This is a genomic window from Streptomyces carpinensis, from assembly GCF_002154505.1.
GTDB lineage: Bacteria > Actinomycetota > Actinomycetes > Streptomycetales > Streptomycetaceae > Streptomyces > Streptomyces carpinensis.
In genome coordinates this window covers 1-1105 of sequence record NZ_MUBM01000518.1, presented here as the reverse complement: position 1 = coordinate 1105, position 1105 = coordinate 1, and the positions used below count along the sequence as shown (strand labels likewise).

The 1105-nt window shown below is 66.9% G+C and carries 1 pseudogene; it reads left to right on the top strand.

Annotation, left to right across the window (positions count from 1 at the left end):
• The first annotated feature begins 77 nt into the window (after nucleotides 1–77).
• Nucleotides 78–1081, top strand: a pseudogene (locus tag BZY54_RS45250) (IS5 family transposase).
• Nucleotides 1082–1105 lie beyond the last annotated feature (24 nt).

The window sequence follows — 1105 nt, the reverse complement described above, 5'->3', positions numbered from 1 at the left end:
CTAGGGCGCGTATCGAGTCGTGATCAATCTGTCGGATTCGCCCTCAGGCCGGGGTCTGGACTGGTAGATCGACTTGCATGACACGCGCACAACTGACGGATATGGAATGGGAGTTCATCGAGCCGTACCTGCCGATCGGCGAGTACGGCCCGTACCCCGAGCGGCTGCGGCAACAGTTCGAGGGCGTGATCTGGCGGTTCAAGACCGGCGGGCAGTGGCGGGAGATGCCGCAGGAGTTCGGCGCCTGGCCGACCGTGTCCAACCGCTTCCGGCAGTGGCGTGACGCCGGCGTCTTCCAGGCCCTGCTGGAGGGCCTGATCGCGGAAGCCGCACAGCGGGACAAGGTGGACCTGTCCCTGGTCAGCATCGACTCCACCACCGCACGCGCTCACCACGACGCTGCCGGGATGCACCTGGACGAGGACGTCTTCACCGCCCTGGAGAAGGCCGCCGCCGAGGAGGACAAGGCCAGGTCAAAGGGGGCAGCCTCGAAGAACGAAACGGGCAGGACGCAAAGACCGATCCCGCACGGGAAGAGCGACGCCGCATCCGGCGCCGCCGAAAACTCCGGCTGAAGGCCGCCCACCTGGGACGCTCCAGGGGCGGGCAGACCAGCAAGGTCCACCTGGCCGCCGACCGCAAGTGCCGCCCGCTGGCACTCCTCCTGACCGCGGGACAGGCCGCCGACAGCCCACGGTTCATCCCCGTGCTGAAGAAGATACGGGTCCGCGGGCCCGTCGGCCGCCCCCGCACCCGCCCGGACGCGGTCGCCGGGGATAAGGCCTACTCGTCCCGCGCCAACCGCGCCCACCTGCGGCAACGTGGCATCAAAGCAGTGATCCCGGAGAAGAAGGACCAGGCCGCCAACCGGAAGAAGAAGGGCTCCAGGGGTGGACGGCCCGTCAGTCACGACGCCGACCTCTACAAGGAGAGAAACACTGTCGAGCGCCTGATCAACAAGCTCAAGGCCTGGCGGGGCATCGCCACCCGCTACGACAAATCCCCGGAGAGCTACCTCGCCGGCCTCCACCTACGCGCCTCGATGATCTGGATCAAAGACCTCACTGAGACCACCACTTGATCACGACTCAATACGCGCCCTAGT